Origin of the sequence: Streptomyces sp. Qhu_M48 (assembly GCF_051305195.1) — a bacterium.
Lineage (GTDB): Bacteria > Actinomycetota > Actinomycetes > Streptomycetales > Streptomycetaceae > Streptomyces.
This window is the reverse complement of sequence record NZ_CP195432.1, coordinates 3,610,174-3,633,042: the sequence shown is the minus strand read 5'-3', so window position 1 is coordinate 3,633,042 and position 22,869 is coordinate 3,610,174. Positions and strand designations below refer to the sequence as shown.

Annotated in this window: 22 protein-coding genes; 12 read left to right on the top strand and 10 right to left on the bottom strand. The window is 74.5% G+C overall.

Features of this window, described 5'->3' with window-relative positions; genetic code table 11:
• Positions 1–127: 127 nt before the first annotated feature.
• The 8 genes from ACRRSS_RS16625 (at position 128) to ACRRSS_RS16590 (ending at position 8,769) form a co-directional block, all read left to right on the top strand.
• Positions 128–796, top strand: coding sequence for a lysophospholipid acyltransferase family protein (locus ACRRSS_RS16625; protein ID WP_435971916.1), 669 nt, complete (start codon positions 128–130; stop codon positions 794–796).
• A gap of 165 nt (positions 797–961) precedes the next feature.
• On the top strand, positions 962–1,765 hold the full coding sequence (locus tag ACRRSS_RS16620) for a cupin domain-containing protein (RefSeq protein WP_435971915.1): 804 nt from the start codon (positions 962–964) through the stop codon (positions 1,763–1,765).
• A complete protein-coding gene (locus tag ACRRSS_RS16615; protein ID WP_435971914.1) occupies positions 1,762–2,820 on the top strand; it encodes a hypothetical protein in 1,059 nt (352 codons plus the stop codon). Before ACRRSS_RS16620 ends, ACRRSS_RS16615 begins: the two co-directional genes overlap by 4 nt.
• Positions 2,817–3,920 carry a hypothetical protein gene (locus ACRRSS_RS16610; RefSeq protein ID WP_435971913.1) on the top strand — a complete coding sequence of 368 codons (1,104 nt, stop codon included), beginning with the start codon at positions 2,817–2,819 and terminating at the stop codon, positions 3,918–3,920. Before ACRRSS_RS16615 ends, ACRRSS_RS16610 begins: the two co-directional genes overlap by 4 nt.
• Complete coding sequence (locus ACRRSS_RS16605; protein WP_435971912.1) at positions 3,917–4,855, top strand: hypothetical protein; 939 nt, start codon at positions 3,917–3,919, stop codon at positions 4,853–4,855. Before ACRRSS_RS16610 ends, ACRRSS_RS16605 begins: the two co-directional genes overlap by 4 nt.
• A gap of 43 nt (positions 4,856–4,898) precedes the next feature.
• Entirely contained in the window at positions 4,899–5,444 is a 546-nt protein-coding gene (locus tag ACRRSS_RS16600) for a hypothetical protein (RefSeq protein ID WP_435971911.1), read from the top strand.
• A 63-nt stretch (positions 5,445–5,507) separates the two neighbouring features.
• Complete coding sequence (locus ACRRSS_RS16595) at positions 5,508–7,283, top strand: asparagine synthetase B family protein (protein WP_435971910.1); 1,776 nt, start codon at positions 5,508–5,510, stop codon at positions 7,281–7,283.
• A gap of 112 nt (positions 7,284–7,395) precedes the next feature.
• Entirely contained in the window at positions 7,396–8,769 is a 1,374-nt protein-coding gene (locus ACRRSS_RS16590; RefSeq protein ID WP_435971909.1) for an aldehyde dehydrogenase family protein, read from the top strand.
• A gap of 15 nt (positions 8,770–8,784) precedes the next feature.
• Here the strand turns inward: ACRRSS_RS16590 and ACRRSS_RS16585 are convergent, their stop codons facing one another.
• The 7 genes from ACRRSS_RS16585 to ACRRSS_RS16555 form a co-directional block, all read right to left on the bottom strand.
• Positions 8,785–9,252, bottom strand: coding sequence for an NUDIX domain-containing protein (locus ACRRSS_RS16585; protein WP_435971908.1), 468 nt, complete (start codon positions 9,250–9,252; stop codon positions 8,785–8,787).
• 84 nt (positions 9,253–9,336) lie between these two features.
• A complete protein-coding gene (locus ACRRSS_RS16580; protein WP_435971907.1) occupies positions 9,337–10,260 on the bottom strand; it encodes a glutaminase in 924 nt (307 codons plus the stop codon).
• Positions 10,257–11,351: an enoyl-CoA hydratase/isomerase family protein gene (locus tag ACRRSS_RS16575; protein WP_435971906.1), complete on the bottom strand. Its 1,095-nt coding sequence runs from the start codon at positions 11,349–11,351 to the stop codon at positions 10,257–10,259. Before ACRRSS_RS16575 ends, ACRRSS_RS16580 begins: the two co-directional genes overlap by 4 nt.
• Before the next feature lie 351 nt (positions 11,352–11,702).
• Entirely contained in the window at positions 11,703–12,386 is a 684-nt protein-coding gene (locus ACRRSS_RS16570; protein ID WP_435971905.1) for a GNAT family N-acetyltransferase, read from the bottom strand.
• A gap of 287 nt (positions 12,387–12,673) precedes the next feature.
• The gene (locus ACRRSS_RS16565) at positions 12,674–13,390 is read right to left on the bottom strand and encodes a ribonuclease H family protein (protein ID WP_435971904.1); all 717 of its coding nucleotides are present in this window, start codon (positions 13,388–13,390) and stop codon (positions 12,674–12,676) included.
• Between the two features lie 125 nt (positions 13,391–13,515).
• A complete protein-coding gene (locus tag ACRRSS_RS16560) occupies positions 13,516–14,430 on the bottom strand; it encodes an AAA family ATPase (protein WP_435971903.1) in 915 nt (304 codons plus the stop codon).
• Between the two features lie 2 nt (positions 14,431–14,432).
• Positions 14,433–15,641, bottom strand: coding sequence for an RNA ligase (locus tag ACRRSS_RS16555; protein ID WP_435971902.1), 1,209 nt, complete (start codon positions 15,639–15,641; stop codon positions 14,433–14,435).
• A 189-nt stretch (positions 15,642–15,830) separates the two neighbouring features.
• Here ACRRSS_RS16555 and ACRRSS_RS16550 point away from each other — a divergent pair, with 189 nt between their 5' ends.
• From ACRRSS_RS16550 to ACRRSS_RS16540, 3 genes are all read left to right on the top strand, one after another.
• Entirely contained in the window at positions 15,831–16,142 is a 312-nt protein-coding gene (locus ACRRSS_RS16550; RefSeq protein WP_435971900.1) for a hypothetical protein, read from the top strand.
• 136 nt (positions 16,143–16,278) lie between these two features.
• Positions 16,279–16,860 (top strand): dienelactone hydrolase family protein, encoded by a 582-nt coding sequence (locus ACRRSS_RS16545; protein ID WP_435971899.1) that lies wholly within the window; start codon positions 16,279–16,281, stop codon positions 16,858–16,860.
• Between the two features lie 210 nt (positions 16,861–17,070).
• The gene (locus ACRRSS_RS16540) at positions 17,071–18,228 is read left to right on the top strand and encodes a hypothetical protein (RefSeq protein WP_435971898.1); all 1,158 of its coding nucleotides are present in this window, start codon (positions 17,071–17,073) and stop codon (positions 18,226–18,228) included.
• A 6-nt stretch (positions 18,229–18,234) separates the two neighbouring features.
• Here the strand turns inward: ACRRSS_RS16540 and ACRRSS_RS16535 are convergent, their stop codons facing one another.
• Together ACRRSS_RS16535 and ACRRSS_RS16530 are read right to left on the bottom strand one after the other, a co-directional pair.
• A complete protein-coding gene (locus tag ACRRSS_RS16535) occupies positions 18,235–18,804 on the bottom strand; it encodes an NADPH-dependent FMN reductase (protein WP_435971897.1) in 570 nt (189 codons plus the stop codon).
• 107 nt (positions 18,805–18,911) lie between these two features.
• Complete coding sequence (locus ACRRSS_RS16530) at positions 18,912–20,492, bottom strand: aspartate:alanine exchanger family transporter (RefSeq protein ID WP_435971896.1); 1,581 nt, start codon at positions 20,490–20,492, stop codon at positions 18,912–18,914.
• A gap of 58 nt (positions 20,493–20,550) precedes the next feature.
• Between ACRRSS_RS16530 and ACRRSS_RS16525 the strand changes: the two genes are divergently transcribed.
• Positions 20,551–21,933, top strand: coding sequence for an NAD(P)/FAD-dependent oxidoreductase (locus ACRRSS_RS16525; RefSeq protein WP_435971895.1), 1,383 nt, complete (start codon positions 20,551–20,553; stop codon positions 21,931–21,933).
• 64 nt (positions 21,934–21,997) lie between these two features.
• On the opposite strand, the gene ACRRSS_RS16520 is transcribed toward ACRRSS_RS16525, so the two are convergent.
• Positions 21,998–22,807, bottom strand: coding sequence for a L,D-transpeptidase family protein (locus ACRRSS_RS16520; protein WP_435971894.1), 810 nt, complete (start codon positions 22,805–22,807; stop codon positions 21,998–22,000).
• Positions 22,808–22,869: the final 62 nt, after the last annotated feature.

Here is a 22,869-nt window from a genome sequence, read left to right as displayed (position 1 = left end):
ACCGCGTACCCGCTCACCCCGCACGGTTGGGTACGGGAGCTGAGTACGCGTGCTCATGTGAGGTGCCGCGCGGTCTCGCACGATGAACGGGTCAGCTCGTCGTCCTCGGCTCCAGGGGGGCCCTCCCGTGCTCAGCCGCATCGCCGCCCACGTCGTCCCGTTCTTCGGGCGGCTGACCGTCACCACCGATCCCGGGGCCCGCCTCGAACCCGGCAGCATCCTGGTCGTGAACCACACCTCGACGGCCGACCCGGCGCTCGTCCTCGCCGCGCTCCGCCGGCGGTTGGCCGTCGAGCCCGTCCTGCTCGCGACCGCCGGGCTCTGGCGGATCCCCCTGCTCGGGCGGGCCCTGACCCGCGAGGGATACGTGCCCGTCCACCGGAACTCGGCCCGCGCGGCGGCCGCCCTCGACCACGCGGCGGTCGCGCTCGCCTCGGGGCGGCACGTGATGATGTACGCCGAGGGCCGCATCCCGTCGCGTCCGGACGCCGCCGAGAACCCGCCGGAGGCGTTCCGCACCGGGCTCGCGCGACTGGCCGGGGTGACCGGTGCGCCGGTCGTGCCGATCGGCCAGGCCGGTGCCCGCCGGATCACGTCGGGCGGGCGGGCGAAGCAGATCGCCGGGGTGCTCACGGCGCCCCTCCGCCGCCCCTGCCTGCACGTCCACATCGGGACCCCGATCCGGCTGCCCGACGACGTGACCGCCGCGACGGCGCTGGCCCACGGGGCGGTGACCGAGGCGTGGCGGACGGCCGCCGGGGCGCTCGGCGAACCGGCGGCGCACCGGACGTCCTGAACGGCGCGGTGGCGACCCGGGTGCGCGAGGCGCGTCCGGAAGCGACCGGCGTTCACCTCGGGGACCCCCCGGAGTCACGCCCAGGACTCCCGTAGTTGCCGAACGGCGATCTACCATGCGGTGGTTGTACGTGAACGCGTGCGACGGGCGTCAGGGGGAGGCGCGATGGCGGAACGAGCCGTGCGACCGCAGGACCGGATACCGGAGGACATGCCGAAGGGGGTCCCACGCGACCTGCCGGGCGGAGTGGAGCTGTACCACCTGAGGCCCGACGGCGGCATCCTGCTCGCCGACCGTGAGGGGCGCAGGGAGCTGGGACCGGAGCGGGAGTTCCTGCGGTTCATCGACGACGGGCAGTTCGCCCACTACCTGGTGGGGGACGCGGCGACCTCGCCCGAGCGGCCGTCCAACGCCACCGTCAAACTCGGGGTCGTGGGCCCGCGCAGCGCCTTCACGCCGCACGCGCACGGCGGCGAGCACTTCGTCCTGAGCCTGGGGCACGCCGCCTGCGGGCTCTACGACGCGGCCCGCGGACGCGTCACGGACGTGCCGCTCACGCCGGGCACGCTGATCCGGATCCCGGAGATGATGCCGCACTCCTTCGCCAACCGGGGCGACGCGCCGCTGACCATCCTCGCCGCGAACACCGGGTACGGGATCGACCACGAGGACTACGCGATCACCGCGGCCGAGGCCGAGCGACGCGCGCGGGCACCCCTCGGCGCCCCGAACGGCACGGGAGGACCGAGCGGTCCGGGCGGACCAGCGGGCCCGGGCGGCTCCGGCGGCACGGCCGCCCTGACCGCCGGGGCACTGACCGACTCCCGCACCGACTACCGGGCCCTGGCCGCCGCGCTCCGCGACATCGAGCACGCCCAGCGGACCCACGGCATCGCCGCCACCACGGTCCGGGAACGGCTGGCGTCCCGACTGCGCCGGGTGGCCGCCGCCCTGGAGGTGCCCCGGTGATCTGCCCGCACTGCGAGCGCAACCTGCTCCGCAGGGAACGCACCGGCAACCGCTGCTCCCACTGCAAGCGCGCCTACGCGCTGGACCCCAAGACCAACCCGCTCGGTCTCAACGACCTCCGGGTACGCCGGATCACCACCGCCCTGACCGAGGAGGGCCGGATCCGGATCGTCCCGGACCAGCTCTGGTACGCCCTGTCCCGCAAGCGCCTCCGCGACGGGGTGTACGCGCAGGGTTGTCTGGGCGCGGTGGTCGTGGTGGGCATCATGGCCACCGTCGCGGCGCTCGTCGCCGAGACCCCGTACCCGCTGCTCGTCACCGCCGCCATGGTCCTCACCGGCCTGGGGATCGGCCTCGCCCGCGCGTCGGGCGCGGGCAGGGGCCTCCCGCCCGTCACCCGCGAGGCCTTCCCGACGCAGGTGCTCGCCGCGTGGCGGACGGTGTACGGGACCCTGCCGCCCGGAGTGCTCGACACCGAGAGGTCCGCCGGCGGCACGGCGGCCGCGACCGGTGCGGCCGGCCCGACCGGGGTACTGGTCTGCCCCGACCGTGCCGTCGTCGCCTTCCTGGTCGCCGACGGACTGCCCGCCCGCTACGGCCTGGCCCTGGCCCGTACCCCGGAGGAGGCCCTCGCGGTCCCGTCCGGGGGTCCGGTGCTGGTGCTCCGCGACATCGACGCGGACGGCGAACTGCTCGTACGGCGGCTCAGAGACGCCCTGCCCGGCCGTACGGTCGTCGACGCCGGGCCGTCCCTGCGCACGGTGCGGTCCCTGCCGCAGGCCGTTCCCTACCGGGACCCGCGGCGGAGGCCCGATGCGGAGGCCGTGCGCCTCCTCGCCGGGCTCGGCACGTTCACGCCCGAGGAACTGAAGTGGCTCGGGCGGGGCTGGCGGTTCCCGCTCGTCGGTCTGCCGCCGGGCCGGCTGCTCGCCGTCGTCGAGCGGGTCGCCGCACAGGTCACCCGCGGGCTCGACCCCGACCGGCGGCGCGCCGCCGAACTCGGCTTCCTGACCTGGCCGGACGCGCCGGGCCCCGACCCGGTGGGTGACCGGTGATCTGCCCGCACTGCGCCGCCCGTCTGGCGGCCAAGGAGCGCACCGGGCAGGTGTGCGTGCACTGCACCCGCCGCTTCGCGCTGGACCCGAGGAGCCACGGCCGGGGCATGAACGACCTGCGGATCCGGCGGATCGCCGCGTCCGCCACCGACGGCGGGCGGCTGAAGGTGACCGTCACCCAGCTCTGGTACCTCGCCCGCACGTCCAGCCACGCCTACGGCCCGTCGCGCGCGTACGGCATCCGGGGCGTCGTCCGGTGGCTCGTCGCCCTGCCCGTCATCGCCCTCCTGGCCCTCTGCGTCGTCCTCGTCGACGGTCGGTGGGCGGCGTTGAGCGGTGCCGCCGCCGTCGCCGTCCTCGGAGCGGCCACGTTCATGAGGCACACGCCCGCGCGGCCGGGCGGCTCGTCCGTCTCCCCGCCCGAGCACGTGTTCAGGGGGCTGATGGCCGGCCGCTGGCGGACCGCGTACGGACAGCTGCCGCCGGGAGTGGTGGACGACGGCCCGCACGCCCGGCCGTCCCGCGAGCCCGTCGTGGGCGACCCCACGGCGGTCGTCCTCTGCACCGACCACGCGGTCGCCGTGTTCCTCCGGGTCAACGGCGTTCCCGCGCGGCTCAAGGTCCTCCTGGTCGAGGCCGAACCTGCGACGGCGCACGACGCGTTGGCGAACGTTCCCGACCGGCTCCCGGTGGTGGTCCTGCACGACGCGAGCGCCCTGGGGGTGCTGCTGGCCCCGCTGTTGCGGCTCGCCCACCCGGGCAGGGTCGTGGTGGACGCGGGACTGCCGGTCGCCGCGGTCCGTCGCAGGGATCGTGCCGTGCGCCGGTTCTCGGCCGTGCCCGCCGTCGACGCCGAACAGCTCCGTTCCGTCGCGGGCCTGCCCGAGGAGGACGCGGCCTGGCTGGCCGAGGGGTTCTGGAGCCCGCTCGCCGCCGTCCCGCCGCTCCGCCTCGAATCCGTCGTCACGGCGGCGGTGGGGCGGGCGCTCACCGCCCGGCCCGCCGGTCCACGGGCCACCGACGGCTTCCTGACCTGGCCGGCCGAGGCGCGGGCACCGGTCGGCGACACGTCCCGAACGAAAGGCACCCCGGCCGGATGAGCCAGCGACCCCTCCCGCCCCGGCGCACCGGCCGGACCGCCCGCCCCGGCACCCGCGCACCGACCGGGCTCACCGGGCTGAGCGACCGGGCCGTGACCGCGCTGACCGGCCGGGCGATCACCGTGGCCGCGGCGCGCGCCGCCGCACCCGGCGGGCTGCGCTTCACCGAGCGCCAGCTCTACTACGAGACCTGCCGGGTGCTGTCGCCCGGCCCGGCCCTCCTCCGCCGGATCCCCGGTACCCCGGCCCCGGTGCTCCGTCTACCCGTGTTCACCCGCGCACTGGAGGCGCGCGGCCGGGAGACCGTACCGGGACTGCTCCCACCGCCGCCCGCCCCCCGGCAGCGGACCGACGGCTCCCGGGCCGACACCTCGGAGCCCGACCTCTACGACTACGGGCTGCCCCGCCTGCTCCTCTGCCAGGACCGCTCGATCGCCGGGATGCTGCTCGCCAACCACGTGCACCTGGAGGCGGGCTGCCCGGTCCTCGCCGCCTCCGACGCCCTGCCCCTGGACCCGCGGCTGGTCGCCGCCCTGGAGCGGGCCGGCGGCGCCACCGTGCACGTCCTGCACGACGCGAGCCCGTCCGGGGTCGCGCTCCCCGCCCGCGTCCGGGCCGGTCTGGGGGCGGTGCCCGGTGTCCGGGTGGTCTCCCTGGGCCTGGTGCCCCGGCACGCGGCCGCCCTGCGCCTGGCTTCCGGGCGCGGCCCGGCACCCGGTCACGCCGTACTCGCCGCCCGGCCCGCCGCGCTGCGGACCCGGGAGGCTCAGTGGCTGGCGAGCGGAAGGTTCGCGCAGGTCGCGGCCGTGCCCCCGGCCCGCCTCGTGCGGACGGTCCTGCGCCTGACCAAGGGGCCCCGACCGCCCCGCGACACCCTCTGGAGCGGCCTGCGCGGACTGCGCGGGACCGGCTTCATGACCTGGCCCGCCGCGTGACCCGTCCCGGCGCCCCCTTCCACACACCCGAGGTACGCACACCATGATCCGTCCCGAAGAGATCGGCTACACGGACGAACTGCTCGCCGACGGCACCGTCCACCGCACCTACGAGGACGGCCTGGAGGAGTGGCGGCGCCGCACCCCCGGCCGGCCGCAGCTCGTGGGCTGGCACGACAACCGCGGCGGCTCGGGCACCGACGAGCTGATCGGCGACCGCATCATCAAACGGAGCCTCGCCGACGGCACCGCCACCTACGCCCGGGACATCGGCTACGGCCGCACCCTGTGGGCGCGCGGCGAGCGGGTCCTGGTCAACCGCAGCTCCTTCGGCGGCCGGATGGGCGCGCTGCTCACCGGCCTGGGAGTGGCGACGCTCGCCATCACCGCCGCCCAGCTGCCGCCGCTGAGCATGTCCCCCGAGCAGGAGGAGGCCCTGCGGCAGCAGCAGGCACAGGCCCAGTCCTCCTCCGGGGGTGACGGCGGCGGTGGCACGGCCACCGGTGACGACGGCTTAGGCGACGGGGACGACTGGGACGCGAACTGGGACGGCGACGAGGACGCCTGGAGCGACGACGACTTCGGCTGAGCCGGGCACCCGGCGACACCGCACCCCGACACACCCGGAGAACACGAGGAGAAGGAGCCGTACGTGGCACGACTCTGCGCCTGTCTGGCCGCCACCACCGGGCAGGCCCGTGCCCATCTCGACGCGATGGGAGCCCTCGGGCCCGGTCACGTCCCGGCCGGGGTCGCCGGCGCCGATCTCTCGCTGCTCGCCGGTGAACACGGCAGCGCCCGGGGCCCGTTCACCGCGTACGGGCGCACGGCGGTCGGAGAGGTCACCCTGCACAACCGGCCGGTGCTGCTCGCCGCCCTCGCGGAGCGGGCCTCTCCCCCGCCGCCCGGCTGCTCGGACGGCGAACTCCTCCTGCGTTCCTGGGCGTTGTTCGGGGACGCGGGGGTGGCGCGGGCCGAGGGCATGTTCGTCCTGGCCGTGCTCGACGGCCAGGACCTGGTGCTGATCCGCGACCACGTCGGCGCCCGCACCCTGTTCTACGCGCGGGCCGAAGGGGCCTGGGCCGCCTCCACCTCGCTGCGCGCCCTGCGCCGCTGGCCCGCGCTCGGCACCTCGATGGACCTGTCCGCCGTCCGCTCCTTCCTCACCTTCGCCTATCTCCCCGGGGAGGAGACCCTGCTGACCGGCGTACGGGAGCTGCTGCCCGGCCGGGTGCTCCGGCTGCGCCGCGACGGGACGTCCACCGAGACCGTCCACTGGGAGCCCCGGGAGCGGATCGAACAGCCCGTACCGGAGGACCCCGGCGGACATGTCCTGCGGCTGCGGGCCCTGTTGGAGCGGGCGACGGCGAGCCGCCTGCCCGACGCCGAGCCGGCCGCCGTGCTGCTCTCCGGCGGGATCGACAGCTCTCTCGTCACGGCGCTCGCGGCGAAACTCCACGGTCACCCGGTGCACACGTACTCCATCAGCTTCGGCGACGACCTGCCCAACGAGCTGGGCTACTCGGGCCTGGTGGCCACCCACTGCCACACCCGTCACCGGGTCCTGAACGTCTCGGGCGAGGCCGTCGCCGCCCGGCTCGCCGAGGCGGCCGCGCTGCTCGACAGCCCCGTCGGGGACCCGCTGACCGTGCCGAACCTGATGCTGGCCGAGGCCGTGGCCGCCGACGGCGCCTCCGTCGTCCTCAACGGCGAGGGCGGGGACCCCGTCTTCGGCGGGCCGAAGAACCTCCCCATGCTGGTCCAGGAGATGCAGCGGACGCCGGGCGCGCCCTGGGACGAGGACCGGGCGACCGCGTACCTGCGCTCGTACCGCAAATGCTGGACCGACCTTCCGGACCTGCTGACGGCACCGGCCCTGGAGGCCCTGCGGGACGCCCCACCCCTGGAACGGCACGTGGCGCCGTACCTGACGGCCGACGGCGGCGGCCCGTACCGGATGGGGCACCTCCTTAACCAGCTGCTCCACTGCAACCTGCGCACCAAGGGCGCCCACCACATCCTCACCAAGGTGGAACGGCTGACCTCCTCGCAGGGGGTGGAGGGCCGTTCCCCGCTCTTCGACCGGTCGGTCGTCGACCACGCCTTCGCGACCCCGCCCTCCTTCAAGCTCCGTGGCACGGCGGAGAAGTGGATCCTCAAGGAGGCGGTCCGGGACCTGCTCCCGGACACCGTGGTCGACCGTCCCAAGAGCGGGATGCGGGTCCCGGTCCAGCAGTGGCTGACGGGCCCGCTCCGTGACCTCGGCCAGGACCTCCTGCTCGGCCCCCGGTCCCGGCAGCGCGGGCTGTTCCGGCCGGAGACCGTCCGCGCCTGGCTGCGGGGCGAGGGCGCCCTGCTGCCCCGGCAGGGAGGCAAGTTGTGGCTGGTGCTCACCCTGGAGCTCTGGCTGCGGTCGTACGACGTGTGAACCACGCCCGGCGGACCGGACCGCCTGTACGCCGATCCACCCGTCCGCCGCGCCGCACCTCGGCTCCACCGATGCGGCGGCGCACCGAACCGTCGCTCCGTGAAAGGCCGTCATGAGCACCAGCTCCCCCACGCCTCCCGTCGACCTCACCGACCCCCGGACCGGCGCGCCGCGCGGCACCTCCGTCCGGTCCCGGCTGCCCGAGGTCCGGGCCGCCGTGTCCGCCGCCCGGTCCGCGCTCCCCGGCTGGCGCGCGCTGACCCCCAGGGACCGCGGGCGCCGTCTCGACCGGCTCGCGGGCCTGGTCGAGGAGCACGCGGCGGAGTACGCGGCCCGTGAACGGGCCGGGACGGGCAAGCCCGAGACGGAGGCGGTGGGCGAGATCGAGCAGGTCGTGGACCTGTTCCGGTTCTACGCGACGGCGGCCAGGACCCGCACCGCCCCGGCCGCGGGAAGTCTGGTCGAGGGCCACGAGAGCTGGGTGCGCTGGGAACCGGTCGGCGTGGTCGGCGCGGTGGTGCCCTGGAACTATCCGCTCCTCATGGCGGCCTGGCGCTGCGCGCCGGCCCTCGCCGCCGGGAACACGGTGGTGGCGAAGCCGGCCGAGACGACCCCGGACAGCCTCCTGCTCCTCGCCGAGCACGCCGGGTCGGCGCTCGGCGCGGACGTGCTCCGGTGCGTTCCGGGCGACCGGGAGACCGGCCGGCTCCTGGTCGAATCCGCGGTGGACATGGTGGCGTTCACCGGCAGCGGGCACGCGGGGGCGGACGTGGCCGGGCGCGCGGGGACCCGACGGGTCAGCCTGGAGCTGGGCGGGAACGCTCCCGCGATCGTCCTCCCCGACGCGCCCGCCGACACCTGGACGTCCCTCGCGGACGCCGTCACGTACAACGCCGGGCAGAGCTGCGCCGCCCCGGCCAGGGTGATCACCCTGGCCGAGAACCACGAGGCCGCCGTCGAGGGGCTGGCAGCCGCGCTGGCGGCCCGAGTGGCCGGCCGTGACTTCGGGCCGCTGAACAACCCGGACCAGGCGGAGCGTTACGACCGTCTGGTGGCCTCGTCGGGAGCCAGGCGGAACCTCGTCGCGGAGATCGCCCCGGCGCCGGGTGAGGAGGCCGGGCACTGGCGGCCCGCCCGTCTGCTCGCGGACGTCCCGGACGACGACCCGGCCGTCACCGAGGAGGTGTTCGGCCCGCTCCTCACCGTGCAGAAGGCGGACGGGGTGGAGGCGGCCCTGGCCCTCGCGAACGGCGTCCCGCAGGCTCTCGCGGCGAGCGTGTGGACCTCCGACCTGACGGCCGGCCTGCGGCTGGCCGCCGCCCTGGACGCGGGCGAGGCCTGGCTCAACTGCCACCTGGTGCAGACGGCGGAGCTCCCGCACGGCGGCCGGGGCGCCTCGGGCCACGGGACCGATCTGAGCGCCCTGGCGCTCCAGGAGTACCAACGGCCCAAGACGGTGACGGTCCGGCTGGCGCGTCCCTCCTAGCCCGCGGACGGACCGCTAGCGCGCCAGGTAGGACGCCCGGGGGATGTCACCGGAGGCCAGGAGCGCCAGATGGGCGCGGTAGCGGGGCGAGAGGGCTTCGAGGGAGGCGATCTTGTCGAGCGGGACCCAGTCGGTGCCGATCTGGTCGGTGTCCTGTGCGGTGCCGCCGCCGGTCTCGGGGCTGCCGACCACGGTGCACAGGAACACCACCTCGACGCGGTGGTAGTTCTCCGGGGCGAGGGGGCCGGGGCTCTCCATCCAGCCCTCCAGGACCCAGAGCAGCGGGCCTACCTCCACGGTCAGGCCGGTCTCCTCCCGCACCTCCCGGCGCACCGCGTCGGGCAGCAGTTCACCGGTCTCCTGGCCCCCGCCGGGGAGGAAGTACCCCTCCCTGCCGTTCCAGATGTTCCGGGTGAGGAGGACGGATCCCTCGTGGAGGACGACGGCCTTCGCCGAGGTGCGGATGCGGGTGGGGACGGTCATGCGGGGCTCTCCTCGGTGCGGGCGGGTCGGCCGACCCCGGCAGCCTGCCCACCGTGTCCCGCGCCATGCCCGCGGCCCGTGGGATCAGAAGACCGACAGGCCCGTGATGGTCGTGAACCGGTCGAGGGCGGTCACGCCGGCGACCGAGTTGCCCCGGCTGTCCAGGCCAGGGCTCCAGACGCAGAGGGTGCAGCGCCCGGGCACGACGGCGACCACGGCTCCGCCGACACCGCTCTTGCCCGGGAGGCCGACGCGGTAGGCGAACTCGCCGGCCGCGTCGTAGGTGCCGCAGGTGAGCATGACGGCGTTGACCTGCTTGGCCTGGCTGCGGGTCAGGAGCCGTGAGCCGTCGGCGCGGAGGCCGTGGCGGGCCAGGAAGCCGGTGGCGAGGGCCAGGTCGGCGCAGGAGGCTTCGAGGGAGCACTGACGGAAGTACTCGCGCAGCAGGTCGGGGACGGGCCCCGTGATGTTGCCGTAGGAGGCCATGAAGTGGGCGAGGGCCGCGTTGCGGTCGCCGTGGGCGGCCTCCGAGGCGGCCACGTCGGCGTCGAAGGCGAGGTTCGGGTTGCCGGTCTCCGCGCGCAGGAAGGCCAGCAGGCTGCCGGAGGCGTCGCCGGTGAGGCGGTGGAGGCGGTCGGTGACGACCAGGGCGCCCGCGTTGATGAACGGGTTGCGGGGGATGCCGTTCTCGTACTCCAGCTGGACGAGGGAGTTGAACGGGTCGCCGGAGGGCTCCCGCCCGACGTGGGCCCAGAGCGCGTCGCCCTCTCCGGCGAGGGCGAGCGCGAGGGTGAAGACCTTGGTGACGGACTGGGTGGAGAAGGGACGGCGCCACTCCCCCACCCCGTAGACGGTGCCGTCGAGTTCCGCCACGGCCATGCCGAAGTCGGCGGGGTCGGCGGCGGCCAGGGCGGGGATGTAGTCGGCCGGGGTGCCCCGGCCGGCGAGGGCGTCGATCTCCTCGGCGATGCGGTCGAGTACCGGCTGGAACGAGGTGTTCGCGCTCACGCGCCGGTCCGTGGTCCCTGGTCCCCGACGGCCCGGCGGGCGGCGGCGAGACCGAGGTCGCCACCGGCCGGCGCGGTGAAGTGGCGTGCGACGGCCTCCTCCGTGACCTCGGGGAGCGTGGCCGGGGTCCAGCGGGGGTTCCGGTCCTTGTCGACGACCTGGGCACGGATGCCCTCGACGAGGTCGGGGGTGGCCAGGGCGGCACAGGAGACCCTGAACTCCAGGTCCAGGACCTCTTCGAGGGTGGCGAGGGAGCGGGAGCGGCGCAGGGTGGCCAGGGTGGCCTTGAGCGCGCTCGGGGACCTCGTGAGGAGGGTGGTGGCGGCCTCCTTCGCGGCGGGCGCGCCGGTGTCGAAGAGGCGCTCGACGACGGTCTCGACGGTCTCGGCCCGGTAGCAGGGGTCGATCCACTCCCGCTGCTCGGTGAGGACGCCGGGCGGGGCCGTGGCGGCGTGGCGGGCGACGGCCTCCCGGGCCGGGAGCCGGGTCAGGTCATCGATCAGGGCGGGCAGTTCGGCGGAGGGGACGTAGTGGTCGGCGAGACCGGTGAGGATCGCGTCGGCGGCGCCTACCGGGCCGCCGGTGAGGGCGAGGTGGGTGCCGAGCTCGCCGGGGGCGCGGCCGAGGAGGTGGGTGCCGCCGATGTCGGGCACGAAGCCGATGCCGGTCTCCGGCATGGCGACCCGGGAGCGTTCGGTGACGACGCGGACGGAGCCGTGCGCGGAGACGCCGACGCCGCCGCCCATGACGATGCCGTCCATGAGGGCGACGTAGGGCTTGGGGTAGCGGGCGATCCGGGCGTTGAGCCGGTACTCGTCGCGCCAGAAGGCCTCGGACGCGGTGCCTCCGGCGCGTGCGTCGTCGTGGATGGCGCGGATGTCGCCGCCGGCGCAGAGACCGCGCTCGCCCGCGCCCTCGATGACGACCGTGTGGACGGCCGGGTCGTGTTCCCAGGCGGTCAGGGCCGCGTCGACCGCGAGGACCATGGGATGGGTGAGCGCGTTGAGGGCACGGGGTCGGTTCAGGGTGATGAATCCGGCCCGGCCCTCCGTCCGGAGGAGTACGTCGGCGGTTCCGGTCGGCACGATCACTCGGTCCCTTCGGGTGGCGCGGCTCGCTGTCCGGGTCACGGTACCGGGCGGCCCGGTCCGGGGCCGAGGTGGATCCGGGGACCGGCGCCGGCCGGCCGTCGAGGAGGTGGGAGTGGACGCGGGGGCCCGCGATGCCGGGGCCGCGTGACTCGACCGCGCCGTGGAGGTCCTGGCGCGGTGGGTCGAGGGCGGGAAGGAACCATCCGCTTCTCGCGGATCCTGATTGCGCGGTGCGCGGTCCTGTGACGGCCGCTACCCCGCGTCCTCATATGTCGGGTCCTTCCCGTCCCCTCCATGGAACCACCGCCCCGGCGGGGGCGCGAGCGCCGGACGGGGCGGTGGTGGACGGGCTCAGGCCGGGAGCAGGTCCTGGGGGACACGCACCTGGCGGGGGGTGGAGAGACGGAGCTCGATGATGTCCCGGACGGTCGGCCATTCCTCGTCGAGGATCGAGTAGAAGGCCGTGTCCCGGACGGCTCCGTCGAGGCCGCGGGAGTGGGCGCGACGGACGCCTTCGCAGCTCGCTCCGAGTCGCTCGATCGCGATTCTGGAGCGGGTGTTGCGGGCGTCGGCGCGCATCGTGATGCGGCGGACGCCCCAGGTTTCGAAGGCATGCCGGAGCATGAGGTATTTGGCCTCGGTGTTGACGCCGGTTCCGCGGGCGTCGCCGGCGATCCAGGTGTTGCCGATCTCGGCGGCGTCCGGCACGGAGGTCAGCGGATCTCCGTGGGGCATGCCGGGGACGGGCGGCCAGATCAGCGGCCCCCGCCAGTAGTCGAGTTCGAGGAACCGGGTCGATCCGATGACTCGCTCGTCGGCCGTACTGATCAGGGCGAAGGGCAGGCAGCGTCCTGCCGCCTGATCGGTCAGGGCGCGGGCGACATAGTCGAGGGCCGATTCGAAGCCGTCGGGTACGGGGGTGAAGGCGTAGGCCGATCGGTCCGCCCCGCCGGCCCGGGCGAGGGCTTCGGCGTGCCGCATCGCCAGCGGCTCCAGGCGCACGGAGCGCCCGGTCAGGAGAACAGGTACTGGCACGGAACCTCGGGTCTTTCACGGGCAGGGAAAGCTTCCGCCGAGGGGTGACCGCGGCGGCAGCAAGGGGGAGGTCCTCGCCGGTGCCGACCACGTCGTGAGAGCTACGAATGAGCAGGTGAAAACGGTTCGTCACCGGTGCGAGGAGGACAGTATGCAGCCACAGGCGCTCGGAGAACAGAACCCCGGGCGAACCCGGATACACGCGTGGGTGAAGCCTCGCGCGCACCCGGTTCGACCGGTCTCAAGCAACGGACGGAGCCGCCCGCCAGGCGGACGGCGGGGAGGGCTCAGACGCAGGTGGGATGGCCCCAGCCGTCGGGATTCCTGGCGATGGTCTCGCCCTTGTCGTAGGCCTTGCCACAGCGGCAGCGGCCGGAGAATCTCGCCTTGAGGGTGCCGCCGGACGGGCGTGTCCGACGCGCGGACGAGCCCTCGGAGGACCCGTCGGAGGAGCGGCCCGCGGAGCCGGACGGCGCTGAGGAGCGCGCGCGGGGCGCGGAGGCGCGCGTCGGGGCTTCCGGCGGCGGCAGCGGGGCGCCGGAGGCGGAGCCGGTGGGCTCCTGCGTGCGGGCGGTGTGGCTGGCCGCGCGGTCGGCCGCGTCGTTGAGGGGGTCGCCGTCGACCTGGTGCGCGGGAACGTAGACGAAGTCGACCCGCCGGCCGGTCAGGAGCGCGTCGATGCGGACGACCAGCTCCTTGTTGGCGACGGGGCTGCCGGAGGAGGTCTTCCAGCCCTTCCGGCGCCAGCCGGGGAGCCAGGTCGTGACGGCCTTCATGGCGTACTGGGAGTCCATGCGGACCTCGAGGGGCACCGCCGGGTCCAGGGCCTCCAGGAGGCGCTCCAGGGCCGTGAGTTCGGCCACGTTGTTCGTCGCCCGGCCGAGCGGGCCCGCCTCCCAGCGGTCGATCTCTCCTTCGGCGCCGCCGATGACCCATGCCCAGGCCGCGGGGCCGGGGTTTCCCTTCGACGCGCCGTCGCACGCCGCGATGATCTTTTCCACCATCCCACGATCCTGACACGGCGGCGGGGGTGGGCGGACCCACCCCCGCGGACCCACCCCCGCGCCTCCTCCACGCTGGCCCCTCCACGCAGCCCCGCCCCGAGGCCGCGTGGCCGGCCGTCCCGTGGTCAGAAGGCGCCGTAGTTGACCTGCCAGGTGGGCAGCCCCATCCGGCGCCAGAGCGCGACGACACGGTCGCGGTCGTCGAGCGAGACGCGGACGGCGTACCGGTGGCGGACGTGGGCGTCGAAGAGCTCGGCCTTCACGAGGTCGTCGCCGCGGCCGTCGCCGGAGGCGCGCATCCACAGTTCGTCGTACGGCACCTCGTGGCGGGCGAGCCAGCTCTCGGTCAGGGCGCGGTGGTCCTCGCTCCGGCCGGAGAGCAGGACGATCCTGTCCCGCTCGGCGTTCCGGAAGGCCCGCAGGGCGTCACGCACGGAGACGTTGAGCAGGTCGCGGTCGCAGCGGGTGAAGTCGTACGGGCCGCGGTCCACGCGCAGGGCGAGCGTGCCGTCGATGTCGCACATGACGGCGGTGGGGAGCGCCGGGTCGGGGACGTAGGGCTCGACGGCCGGGCGGTCGTTGAGCCAGTCCGCGGTGAGCCGCCAGCCGCCCCGGGTGGCCTTGGCGTGCTTCTCGGCGAGGATGCGGATGACCTCCTCGCCGACGGGCCGCTCGCGGGCGGCGTCGCGGCGGACGCACTCGTCGACGGTCACGGCGGTGAAGTCGTGGACGGCGAAGGTGGCCCGGCCCCCGACGGCGGCCTTCAGCCGCTTCGGGATGTGCGCGGTGAGGTGGGTGTTGTCGACGACGACGTCGAAGCCGTCGTCGACGGCCGCGCGGACGGCGGCGTCCTGGATGCCGAGCACGGTCTGCTCGTGCCCGCGGAAGTGGCCGCGGTCCGTCGGGGGGAGGTCGAGCATCGCGCGGAGGTCGTCGAGGTTGACGCGGCGTACGCGGCCCTCGGCGGCGGCCTGGAGGGCGCGGGCGGCCGTCGTCTTCCCGGAGGCCGGGAGGCCGGTCATGACATGGACGACAGGCACGTTCAGTTCTCCTGGTCGTGGGCGAAGGGGTCGGTGGCCTCGGGGCGGATCTGGCGCCAGACGAGGAGGTCGGTGGGGCGCTTGTCGAGGCGCAGGAAGAGGGCGGCGCGCAGGCCCCGGTCGGACTCGCTCGCGGCGGCGCGCGCGAACGCGCCCCGGTCGTCGGCAAGGTGGGCCAGGCGGGCGTACGCCTCGTCGACGACCCGCTCGCGGTCGGCGGCGGCCGTCTCGAGACCGGTGATCACCTCGCGCACCCAGGCGTCGAACTCGTCCGGGACCTGTTCGAGGAGGGCGTCCAGGGGCTTGCCGCCGGAGGCCTCGACGTCGGCGACGGCGCAGCCGAGGCCCTTGGCCAGCTCGCCCGCGGGGAGGGCGGCGAAGCGCTGGACGCCGTGGCCGCGCCAGATGTCGCGCTCGGTGACGCCGGTGAGCACCTTGTGGAGCCGGACGTACTCGGCGAGCTTGGCCTTGGCGCGCACCCCGGAGGCGAAGCGCAGGACGAAGCCCTCGGCGTCGGTGCCGGTGGCCCGCCGACCGCCGGGCAGGATGTTGGACTCGGTCAGGGCGACGAGGTCGGCGACGCTCGTGCCGGGCCAGGTGCGGACGGTCGAGCCGATGGGGTGCCAGCCGGTCGCGGCCTCGGCGAGCGGGGTCTCGGTGCCGTCGGGGCCGAAGGCGGCGAGCAGGACGAGGTCGCGGCGCTCGCCGTAGTTCACGACGATCCGGTTGCCGGGGTAGAGGATCTCCGCGAGGTAGGTGACGCCGGGGGTCAGCCCCGTGGTGTCGGCGGCGTCGACGCGGCGCTGGGCCCAGGTCGCCTGGGCGCTGGTGAAGGAGCCCTTGGAGGCGACGTGCCAGCGGTCGTCGTAGTGGAAGACCACGGCGAGACTGCCGTCGACCTTGTCGTACACCTCGAAGGGTTCGTCGGGCAGCGGCGGCGCGTAGGGGCGGCCGGTGGTGTGCTCGGAGACGTTGAAGAACTTGGGGAGGGGGAGCGCGACGATCCGGCCGGTGGTGTCGTCGGCGACGAGTCCGCGGCAGCGGGTGGTCGCCGTGTTCCAGTGCTGGGCGTACTGACACGCGCGCGTGTACGTGTAGATCGACAGCGGCAGCCGGGGGTGGCGCTTGCGTGTGACGTGCCCGCCGGCGAGCGCGGCGGCGAGTTCGCCGGACGGCATCAGATCGTGCAGAGTCAGGGTCGCCTGGCTCATGGGGTCCCTCCCGGTTGTTCGGTGATCCATTCTCGGCCGGATCGGCCCGGGAGCCCAGCGAATATCGGTTCGGGCGGGCCTCGCGGGGGTGGTGTCGGGCTCCCGATCCGGGGCGTGTCGGTGGTGCCCCGTAGACTCGCCGTCTCCCCGTCGGTGACGTAACCGGCGCAGACGAAGGAAGCGAACTCCATGAACCACGCGGACGGCACGGCACCGATCTACGCCGAGCTCATACGGGAGCGGGGGGATGTTCCGGGTGACGTCCGCCAGGTCGCCGAGGAGGTCCTGCGGGAGCTGAGCCGGGTCATCCAGGTGCCGCCGCAGGGTGCCGGGGGGCCGCAGGGCGCCGTCGTGCACGCGGGGCACCAGGGTGCGGTCGGGCACGCGGGACCCCAGGGAGCCGTCGTCCACGCGGGTGTCGGCGGGCCGATGGGTGTCGGCGGGCACGGGGGTGTCGTGGGCCAGGCGGGCGCGGTCATGCCGCACCGGCCGATGCGCTGACGGACGCCCGGAGCCGGAAGCCCGGAGCCGGTCCACCGGCATTCCGGGCGTTGTCGGTGCCGTACGCCATGCTGCTTCCCGAACGGCTCGTGCCGCGATGCGGACGGGCTCCGTACGGTGAACTGGGGATGATGACATGGCCGAGGTTCTGCTCTTCCACCACGCGCTCGGGCTGACCGAGGGCGTCGGCGCGTTCGCCGGGGAGCTGCGGCGGGCCGGGCACACGGTGCACGTGCCCGACCTGTACGAGGGGCGCACGTTCACGGACCTGGAGGCCGGGGCCGGGTACGCCCAGGAGGTCGGCTTCGGCACGATCGTGGCGCGCGGCGAGCGGGCCGCCGCGGAGTTGCCGGAGGAGATCGTCTACGCCGGGTTCTCGCTCGGTGTGCTGCCCGCGCAGAAGCTCGCCCAGACCAGGGCGGGGGCGCTCGGGGCCCTGCTGTTCAGTGCCTGTGTGCCGGTGACGGAGTTCGGCGCCGCCTGGCCGGCGGGCGTGCCGGCGCAGGTGCACGGGATGGACGCCGATCCGTTCTTCGTCGACGAGGGTGATCTGGCGGCGGCCCGTGCGCTGGTCGCGGACGCGCCGGACCGGAGACTGTTCCTGTACCCGGGGAGCGGGCACCTGTTCGCGGAGCGCGGTGGGTCGTCGTTCGTGCCCGAGGCGACCGCGCTGTGCGTGGAGCGGGTGCTCTGCCTCCTGGACGGCGTCGGCCGCTGAGTCTCCTCGACGGCCCCGGGCGCCGGGGCTCCCCCGGGGACGGGGCGGTCGGGGTCGACCGTTCGGCCGACCCCGGGGTCGGCCGTCCCGCTGCCGGCCGGGAGCCGGCCGTCGGACCGTGCGGGGCCGGGTCCGGGCGGAGGATCGGTGTGGGGTGCGGGCCCGTCTGGCGACGGGGCCGCCCGTGTCCGCCGTACCGAGGAGTCCGCCATGACCACGTTTCGTCGCCCGTTCCGTGCCGCTCGGGTGCTCCTGCCCGCCGGAGTGGCCGCCGCCCTGCTCGCCGGGTGCGCGCAGGGCTCCGGAGGGGCGGTCTCCGCCACGAGCCCGGCACCGCCCGTCGGAGCGTCGCCCACCGCCGCGCCGTCGACGGCCGGTTCCTCCACCGCGGTGCCCGCGCCGGGCACGCTCCTGGTCACCGATTTCGGCTCCGACACGGTCACCTTCGTCGACCCCGCGCGCGGTGCCACGGGTTCCGTGAAGGTGGGCACCGCTCCGTACGGTCTGGTGGCCGGTGAGGACGGGCGGGCCTGGGTGGCGACCGCCGAGGGCGTCGCGGTGGTGGACACGGCGGCCCGGAAGCCGCTCGCGCTCCTCCCGTACGAGACGGACTCCGGGCCCGTGACCACGGGCGAGTACCGGGGCGGCGGCATGGGCGTCGCGCTCGCGCCGGACGGACGGCGGGTGTACGTGGGGGTCAACGTTCCCGGGGGGAACGGCACGCTCGAGGTGATCGACACGGCGGCCCTGCGGGTCACGGACACGGTGCCGGTCGGCCGGCGGCCCTTCGACGTGGACGTGTCACGGGACGGCGCGGAGGTGTACGCGACGAACCACGACTCCTTCGACGTCACGATCGTCCCGGCGGGGACGCTGGAGCCGCGCCGGGTGGAGGTCGCCCCGTACGGCACGGAGGGCGGGCTCGGTTCCTGGCTCAAGCCGCACTACACGGCAGTACGGCCCTCGGACGGAAAGCTGCTGCTGCCCTTCGAGGGCGAGCGCCTCGCGGTGGTCGACCCCCGGACGGGCCGCACGACGATCGAGCCGATGACCGCGAACACCCACCAGCACGGCGCGACGGTGACCGCCGACGGGACGCTCCTGACGGTGGGCACCGGCCCGATCGACCCGGCCGAGGACCGCGGGCCGTCGCTCACGGTCCGGAGGCCCGGCGGCGCCGAGCGGGTGTACCCCCTGGAGGGGCCGCACGAGACCGTGGCCGTGTCGAAGGACGGGCGCACCGCCTATGTGACCGGTGGCTTCACCCGGGACGGCTCCTGGGACGGCCTGAGCGTCGTCGACCTCGACACGGGTGACACCCGTCGGCTGGCCGCCGGCTCGCGGCCGCTGGGGATCGTGGTCCTGTGATCCGGTTCAACGCTGGGGCAGGACGGTGAGGACCCGCTCGATGAAGGTCTTGAAGTCGGCCATGAAGTCGGCCAGGAACTGCTGGGTCGTCGGGTCGGTGACCTCGCCGTCCTCGGTGAAGAGCCCCGGGACGAACTGGATGTAGGCCTCGGGGGCGTTCATCTGCGGGGAGTTGCAGAAGCTCAGCACGGAACGGAGGCTCTGCTGGGCGACGGCGGTGCCGATCTTGCCCGGCGAGGCGCCGATGACGGCCGACGGCTTGTGGGTGAAGGAGTTGGTGCCCCAGGGGCGGCTGGCCCAGTCGATGGCGTTCTTGAGGCCGCCGGGGAGGGACCGGTTGTACTCGGGCGTCACGAAGAGGACGGCGTCGACCGAGGCGATGGCCTCCTTGAGGGCCCGGCCCTCGGGCGGGTAGTCGGCGTCGAAGTCGTGGTTGTAGAGCGGGAGGTCCTTGATCGGGATCTCCTGGAACTCCAGGCCCGGCGGCGCCACGCGGAGGAGGGCGCGGGAGAGGATCCTGTTGATGGACGTCGCAGAGAGGCTGCCGACGAAGTAGCCGACCTTGTACGTGGTCATGCGTGCTGTTCCGCCTTCCGGGAAGGTGCCCTGCGGCCGCGAGGCCTTCGGCAACGTAACCCGGCCCCCGCGTCCCTGCGACCGGAGCACTGGAGCACCGCCGGGTCTCAGAGGCCCACGATCAGCTGGATGCAGACGATCTTCACGAGGATGGCGAGGGCGAACAGGGTCGCGTAGCCGGTGTTGACCCGGCTGTCGGAGACGCGGCTGTTGGCGTAGGCCGTGATGGCCGGGTTGCCCACGTATCCGGCGAGCAGCCCCATCGTGCGGGGCCGGCTCTGGCCGAGGAGACGGGCGACGAGGAGCATCAGGGCGTAGCTGAGCACGGCGGCGACCAGGAGGACCGTGAGGAGCTTGAGGCCGAAGAGGGAGAAGGCCTCGCGGCGGAAGGCGTACCCCGAGGTGAGGCCGACGCAGGCGAGGAAGATCAGCAGGCCGATCTGGCGCAGGGTGAGGTTGGCGCGGGTGGGCAGGACCCAGACGAGGGGGCCGGTGCGCCGCAGCCGGCCGAGGACCATGGCCATGACGAGGGGCCCGGCGGCGGTGCCGAGGGAGAGGACCGTGGAGCCGATGGTCAGTTTCGGGATGCCGATGAGGAATCCGGCGGCGAGACCGAGGCCCATGCTGACGGCGCTGACCTCGCTGACCTTGGCCTCGGTGTCGCCGAGGTAGCCGGTGACCTCGGCGGTGCGTTCGCGGGGCATGACGACGCGGACCCGGTCGTCGAGCTGGAGGAGCAGGTCGTCGTGGGCCAGGAGGTCCTGGTCGCCGCGGCGGACGCGGGTGGCCCTGGCCCCGTAGCGGTCGCCCAGGCCGAGTTCGGCGACCGTGCGTCCGGCGAGGTCGGGGTTGGTGAGCAGGATGCGGCGGTAGTCGACCACGTCGCGCCGGTCGAGGAGGTGGCCTGCGGCCCGGGTGCCGAGCGCCTCGGTCCCCGCGGTGACGGCGTCGGGGCCGCCGACGAGGACGACCTGGTCGCCCGGGACGAGGGTGTCGAGGTCCTGGGCGACCCGGGGCGTGTCCCCGTGCGGGTGGTGGACGCTGGCGAGGAGCTGTCCGCCGGTGGCGCCGGGCACGTCGGCCCAGCGGACGGCCCGGGTGACGTCGACGGTGCGGGTGACGAGCTCCTTGGGGAGGCCGGTGCCGGGGTCGCGGCGGCCGGGCCAGTTGCGGGCGGAGGCGACGGCCGAGACGAAGAGGATGGTTACCACCACGGCGAGGGGGTAGCCGATGGCGTATCCGGTGGCCGGTTGTGCCGGATCGGAGGACCCGGCCTGGGCGGCGGCGAGGCCCGGGGTGGTGGTGCCGATGCCGGCGTAGCCGCCCGCGAGGTAGGGGCCGTCGATGCCGAAGACGGTACTGCCGAGAAGACCGACGGCGAGGGCGGTGACGACGAGTGCGGCGACGGCTCCGGTCATCACGGCCAGTTGCGGCCGGAGTTCGCGGAAGAAGGCCGGTCCGGCTTCGAGGCCGACGGTGTACACGTACAGGGCGAGGCCGAGGACGGAGAGTCCGGCGGGCACGGCCGGGCCGATGTCCGGGTCGAGCGCTCCGAGCAGCAGACCCACGAAGAGGACACCCGCGGCGCCGAGCTTGACCGGACCGAAGCGGACCATGCCGAAGAGCGATCCCGCCGCAATGACGATAAAAAGGGTGAACCACGGATAGTCAGCGAAAAATTGCCACATGGGCTCACTCAGCCATAAACCCAGGCATATTGCACGCTCATACGGAAGGGCGGACAGCGTGACTCGACCGAGGATTCTCGTGGTGGGCGCGGGATTCGCCGGAGTGGGCTGTGTACGGAGGCTCGAACGGCGACTGGCGGAGCGGGAGGCGCTGATCACGCTCCTCTCACCGTTCTCGTACCAGCTGTACCTCCCCCTGCTCCCCCAGGTGGCGGCGGGGGTGCTGACCCCGCAGTCGGTCGCGCTCTCGCTGCGGCGCAGCAGCCGGCACCGGACCCGGATCGTCCCCGGCGGCGTGGTCGGGGTGGACACGGCGGCCAAGGTCTGCGTGGTGCGGACCATCTCCGGCGAGTACGTGATGGAGCCGTACGACCATCTCGTCCTCGCGCCCGGCAGCGTGACCCGCAGCTTCGACATCCCGGGGCTCGCCGAGCACGCGCGCGGCATGAAGACGCTCGCGGAGGCCGTGTACATCCGGGACCACGTCATCGCCCAGCTGGATCTGGCGGACGCCAGCAACGACGACGAGGAGCGGGCCGCCCGGCTGCGGTTCGTGGTCGTCGGCGGCGGCTACGCGGGGACGGAGACGGCGGCCTGTCTCCAGTTGCTCACGCACAACGCGGTCAAGCGGTACCCGCGACTCGACCCCGACCTCATCAAGTGGCACCTGGTGGACATCGCGCCGAAGCTCATGCCGGAGCTGGGCGACAAGCTGGGCGCCGCCGCGATGGACATCCTGACCCGGCGGGGCATCGAGGTCTCCCTCGGCGTCTCGGTGGCCTCGGTGGACGAGAAGACGGTGACGCTCACCGACGGGCGGGTCCTGCCGAGCCGGACGCTGATCTGGACGGCCGGGGTCGCGGCGAGCCCGCTGATCGGCACCCTGGGCGCGGAGACCTTCCGCGGGCGGCTCGTCGTCTCGTCGGAGATGGCCGTTCCGGGGCTCGACGGGGTCTGGGCGCTCGGGGACGCGGCGGCGGTGCCCGATCTCGCCAAGGGCGAGGAGGGCGCGATCTGTCCGCCGACCGCCCAGCACGCGATGCGGCAGGGGAAGGCGGTCGCCGACAACCTGGTCTCCACGCTGCGGGGCGAGCCGACCCACTCCTACGTCCACAAGGACCTGGGTCTCGTGGTGGACCTCGGCGGGATGGACGGGGTGTCGAAGCCGCTGGGCGTGGAGCTGCACGGCATGCCGGCGCAGGCGGTGGCCCGCGCCTACCACTGGGCGGCGCTGCGGACCAACGTGGCCAAGACCCGGGTGATGACGAACTGGCTGCTGAACGCCGCCGCGGGCGACGACTACGTACGGACCGGGTTCCTGGCGTCGAAGGCGGGGACGCTGCGGGACTTCGAGTACACGGACGCGTATCTGACGCCGGAGCAGGTGCGGAGCCACACGGCCTCGTTCCGTGGGGCGGTCGGAGCCGGGGGCGGGAGCTGAGGTCACACGCGCGCGTGCCGGGGGCCGGTTTCCGGCCCCCGGCACGCGCGCGTGGGGTCCGGGGTCAACGGGTGAGTTCGGGTGTGGGTCCCATGACCACGACGGGGTCCCGGGCCGGGTCGAGGGCGCGGATCAGCTCGCGCAGCGCCTCGCGCTCCAGGGCGACGCAGGCCTGGGTGGGGCCGCCGTGGTCGACGTGGATCCAGACGCCGCCGCCCTTCTCGGAGCCGAGCGGCCGCTCCTTGTCGAGCGGGGTCCGGCCGGGCACCCGGTTGTAGTCGATGGCGACCACGTGGTCGAAGGAGCCCTCGAGGGGTTCGCCGGCGAAGCCCGTGCCGCTGATGGCGAACTCCTCGTCCTGGTCGTACGGGAGGCGGGTGCCGGGGTCGGGCAGCCGGCCGCCCGCGTCGCCGATCCGGAACACCCCGATGGGGGTGCGCAGGTCGCCCGCGTGGTGGTCGGAGGTCCAGCCCCGGAGCGCGTTGCGGGTGGGCCACGGTCCGGCGGTCGGGGTCCAGCGGCCGACCGGGTCCCGCGCGTAGAGGGTCGCGGTGGACAGGTTGTCGTCGGCGGTGGCGCCGGTCACGACGAGTGCCTGGGTGGTGTCGTCGGGGACGAGGGCCTGGGTGGCGGGGCCGACGCCGGGGAGGCGGGGGGCGGGGGCCGGTGCGGAGGAGAGGCTGTTCGCCGCCCGGCCGGGCGGGCCGGCCGCGGGGCGGTGCGGTACCGCCTCGGACCCCGCGTCACCGGCGGGGGTGGCCGCGGCGGATGTCGTGGGGGTGGGCGGCGTCGTGCTCGCGCACCCGCTGAGCAGCAGCGCGGCGCAGAGGGCGCCGACGCTCAACAGTGCGGGGGCGCCCTTGTGGACGGACATGGCGGATCCTCCTGGCCGGGGGCGGTGCGGCGATCCGTACCCGTTCGGCGCGCGCCGTTGCC

Coding starts and splice junctions, on each gene's coding strand:
- ACRRSS_RS16555 (WP_435971902.1), bottom strand. CDS start 15,641: ATGAGCCAGGCGACCCTGACTCTGCACGATCTGATGCCGTCCGGCGAA.
- ACRRSS_RS16605 (WP_435971912.1), top strand. CDS start 3,917: ATGAGCCAGCGACCCCTCCCGCCCCGGCGCACCGGCCGGACCGCCCGC.
- ACRRSS_RS16600 (WP_435971911.1), top strand. CDS start 4,899: ATGATCCGTCCCGAAGAGATCGGCTACACGGACGAACTGCTCGCCGAC.
- ACRRSS_RS16545 (WP_435971899.1), top strand. CDS start 16,279: ATGGCCGAGGTTCTGCTCTTCCACCACGCGCTCGGGCTGACCGAGGGC.
- ACRRSS_RS16585 (WP_435971908.1), bottom strand. CDS start 9,252: ATGACCGTCCCCACCCGCATCCGCACCTCGGCGAAGGCCGTCGTCCTC.
- ACRRSS_RS16530 (WP_435971896.1), bottom strand. CDS start 20,492: ATGTGGCAATTTTTCGCTGACTATCCGTGGTTCACCCTTTTTATCGTC.
- ACRRSS_RS16540 (WP_435971898.1), top strand. CDS start 17,071: ATGACCACGTTTCGTCGCCCGTTCCGTGCCGCTCGGGTGCTCCTGCCC.
- ACRRSS_RS16520 (WP_435971894.1), bottom strand. CDS start 22,807: ATGTCCGTCCACAAGGGCGCCCCCGCACTGTTGAGCGTCGGCGCCCTC.
- ACRRSS_RS16550 (WP_435971900.1), top strand. CDS start 15,831: ATGAACCACGCGGACGGCACGGCACCGATCTACGCCGAGCTCATACGG.
- ACRRSS_RS16620 (WP_435971915.1), top strand. CDS start 962: ATGGCGGAACGAGCCGTGCGACCGCAGGACCGGATACCGGAGGACATG.
- ACRRSS_RS16535 (WP_435971897.1), bottom strand. CDS start 18,804: ATGACCACGTACAAGGTCGGCTACTTCGTCGGCAGCCTCTCTGCGACG.
- ACRRSS_RS16590 (WP_435971909.1), top strand. CDS start 7,396: ATGAGCACCAGCTCCCCCACGCCTCCCGTCGACCTCACCGACCCCCGG.
- ACRRSS_RS16565 (WP_435971904.1), bottom strand. CDS start 13,390: ATGGTGGAAAAGATCATCGCGGCGTGCGACGGCGCGTCGAAGGGAAAC.